At 57.8% G+C, this 3,701-nt stretch carries 2 protein-coding genes and 1 pseudogene; all 3 read right to left on the reverse strand.

All coding sequences use genetic code 11. The features are described from left to right. Positions 1–77: 77 nt before the first annotated feature. A pseudogene (locus tag ACJH6I_RS31610) lies at positions 78–587 on the reverse strand (transglutaminase family protein); the annotation flags it as partial. Beyond that, positions 584–2,038: a cytochrome P450 gene (locus ACJH6I_RS31615; protein ID WP_226519102.1), complete on the reverse strand. Its 1,455-nt coding sequence runs from the start codon at positions 2,036–2,038 to the stop codon at positions 584–586. The gene ACJH6I_RS31615 and the pseudogene ACJH6I_RS31610, both read right to left, overlap by 4 nt. Before the next feature lie 687 nt (positions 2,039–2,725). Beyond that, positions 2,726–3,701: alpha/beta hydrolase (locus ACJH6I_RS31620; RefSeq protein ID WP_406785183.1), on the reverse strand; the 976-nt coding region annotated here is incomplete at its 5' end.

The following is a 3,701-nucleotide window of genomic DNA, read 5'->3' on the forward strand; positions in this document are numbered from 1 at the left end:
ACACACCCAGCCAACCAGACACCCCAATCACAGGCCGACAGCAGCTGACCGTTCTACACCCTCAATCATGAAGAGCCCGTAAACCCATGTAGCAGTGCATCGCTACGACCATCGAAATCGATCGGCGAGACACCGAAACGCGCGCACAACTCACGATTGAACGCCGGAGTGGCCTTTACCCAGGCACCGTTGAGAAACATGAGACTGTAACCGTGATAGACAAAGACGTCTGTACCACCCATCCGCTCACGCAATGTCTTGGTTTGGAGGTGGTTTCGAACGTCGGCGAACCCCAGCCGCGCCGGAATTCCAGCCGCTCGGCACGCTGCCGTCAACAGCACGGCCTTCGGGACGCAGTAGGCGCGTCCTGATGTCGCGACAGTACTGGCGCGATACGCGTCCCGGTTATCGGTGACTGTGTAGGGGTCATACCAAATGGAGTCACGGACCGCGGTAAAGATGCATATCGCTTTCGTAATGTCGTCAGAGGCGCCCCGGATCGCCGACGACACGAAGTCACGTACCGCATCATGTTGCCAATCTAGAAATTCCGTGGTTTCGAGATAACGCCTGTAATCGTCAGTCATCGGCGTCGCATCTCCAACGGAAGTCCGTCGACCGGAACAGGAAGCGAGGTGTTGTCCCACCGGATCTGATAGTTCTCCGGAACCGTCCAGATGAACGACCGCAGCATCCGGTGCAGGATCGCTTTGACCTCAAGAGTTCCGAATTGCATGCCGATACACTTATGCGCTCCTCCCCCGAAAGGTACCCAAGCGAACCGGTGGTGTTGATCTTCGCGCCGAGGCTCGTCAAAACGTGAAGGATCGAACCGCTCAGGATCACTCCAGATCGTTCGATCGAAGTGATTCACCGCAGCTGTAATGGCACAAACGGTGCCCACTGGGATGTGATATCCGTCGATGGCTACATCGCGAACCGTCTTGCGCATCACCAACGGAACAGGCGCAACCAATCTGAGCGCTTCCTTGATCACGAGATCGATAACCGCCATCTTCTCTAGGGCCTCGATGTCTGGTAACCCGTCACCGACGGACTCGGCTTCCGCCGCCGCTGCCTCCTGCCACACCGGATTCTTGGCGAGGAAATAGGCGACCGCAGTAGTGGTGATCGTCGATGTGTCGTGAGCCGCCATCATCAAGAAGATCATGTGACTCACCACATCCTCGTCGGAGAACCGCTCCCCGTCTTCGGTGGTGGCTTGACAAAGAGCAGCGAACAGATCGTCCGTTTCACCGGCTCGCGCGGCCGGCAGATGCCTGAAAAAGTAATCCTCCAAGACGCGCCGGCCTCGCACGCCGGCGCGGAATCTAGTTCCCGGAAGCGGAACACGCACAAGGGAGCTCGCTGCACGCACCGCAGCGACGAACGCCTTGTTGACAGCATCACTCTCCTCCTTGCCGCGGCCACCCATGAAAACGTCGGTGGCTACATCGAGGGTGAGTTCCTTCAGCAGTGGATAGATTCGAGCCGACGAGCCCGTCGGCCACGCGGGTACTGCTGAGCGAACGCGTGGGGTCATTTGCTCGACATATCCGGTCAGGCGCGGACGCGTAAACGCCTCCTGCATGATGCGCCGGTGCATCAAGTGCTCATCAAAGCTCATGAGCATCAAACCGCGATGAAAGAAGGAGTCGATCAAAAAGGACCAGCCATCCTGAGAAAATGCCTTGGCTTCGCTCGTGAAGGCCTGCCGGGTGGCCTCCGGACCGGCGATGACGACCAACTTGGTGCCGAACGCGCCCATCCACGACACAGAACCCAGACGGTCGTAGCGCTCTCGGCTGAAATCCGATCCGAATCGGATGTAGTCGAGCGTATGACCGACAAGAGGCAGGCCTGGATCGCCGAGCACCGGTTTCAAGCCACTTCCGGGTGGCACAACAGCGAGTTCACAGACCGGCCAGCCTCGGCTCCATCGACGCCAACTCTCGTCAACGACACTCGGCGCTGGCGCAAGCAGGACGGACGACAGACTCCTTCTGGCTTCAATCACAGGCTCAACAAGCGGGTTCACAACAGCTCCTCCCAGTCACGGCGTACCTTGACCGCACTCGCCACCAGTTTTTACATATTGGATGTAAATGTCAATATCTAGACAGATATGATATTTTGTCGTCAGCGGCGGCTGAATCTCGGCCTCGTCACATGCCGTTCGACTGACACCGCCAGGCTGGACTTCAGACCAACCAGCTGACGCTCCAGCAAGAAGTGCCCACGCTCGCCTGGTTTCCGAGTCAGGATCCGTTACATGAACGTCGATACCGGCCTGCGTGCGCCGAAATTTCACCGCTCGGTGCGCGGCGCCGACTGGGCACAGAGTGCCCAAGCTGACCACGGCAATAGTTGCCTCAAACCTTTGCATAGCGAGACTCATCGTCGTGCGTCAGTTTTCCGCAACAATGGGACCGCGATCTACCGATGTATTTGGCATCGCGTAGTAGCACTGATGCCATATCGCTGACCGCCACGAGATTAGGCGTTATTCCGACAAAAGTTACAGACATGCCCGGCTAATCCACGGTGGCAAACTCTCGCAACCGACACTTTCCGAGGAACGAGGCATAGCTACACCAGCAACGCCGACACCCACCACAATCTGCACCGGATCGCATCCATGCCGTTTAGAAAGAAACCTTCACCATATTTCGACAGAGACCAAAAGGTTACTGAAATTTACATCAAATCACTAGTTCGGCGCTTTTCATTTCGACGCAGCTTCTTTGAGGAATCTACCTGCACATTCAATCGCTTCGCGCGCCTCGGGCAAAACTCTGAACATGGCCTGGAAAACGTGAATTTGTCCTCGATACACCTGGATTTCGACCGATGAGCCGTCGGCTCGAAGATACTTTCCGAGCGTCCGCGAATCATCGATCAGCATTTCTCGACCACCGACTTGAATCAAGGTCGGTGGCATGCCGCAAAGGTCGGCAGTAAGCACGCTAACTCGAGGATCGCTGGGATCTGCCCCAGCTACGTACAACTGGAGCGCCCGTGCCGCCGACCGTGCAGACGCGAAAGGGTCTGAGCGCCGGACTTCGCGTGCTCGCGCTAGTTTGCAGCTGAGGTCCAGCACCGGGGACATCAGGAGCAACGAATCCGGGACTGGCAGCATCTCGTCTCGCGCGCTTAGCGCAGTCGCCATCGAGAGCTGCCCTCCTGCGGAATCTCCAGCCAAAGCCACAGAATCTCGCCCTCCAGATGAACTCGACCGATGCGCAAGCCAGCGGTACGCATTCAATGCGTCGTCAGCTGCGGCCGGGTACGGGTAGCGCGGCGCTAGTCGGTACTTGACGGCGAAGATCGGCCGACCGCTAGCTGAGGCCAGCTCACCGAGAAGTCCGCGATGCGTACCTGGAGAACACATCGAATAGGCGCCGCCGTGAATATAGAGCACAGGCGGTGCGTGAGGATCAACAGCGGACGATGTGACCCATTCCCCGCAAATCCGACTTCCAGCAAACTGGGCATCCACCTGTTCGACTGTCACCCCACGGCGTGGCCACGAGGTGGCAAGTGCCATACGCAGCACTCGATCCAAGACAGCAATCCCATAGGCATTCGGAGGGAGAACTCTGGCCAGCGGGCGAATCGTAATCTGGCTCTTCATGATTGAGGGTGTAGAACGGTCAGCTGCTGTCGGCCTGTGATTGGGGTGTCTGGTTGGCTGGGTGTGT

The sequence above is a fragment of the Mycobacterium sp. SMC-13 genome (assembly GCF_045311035.1).
In the GTDB taxonomy this organism is placed as follows: Bacteria; Actinomycetota; Actinomycetes; order Mycobacteriales; family Mycobacteriaceae; genus Mycobacterium.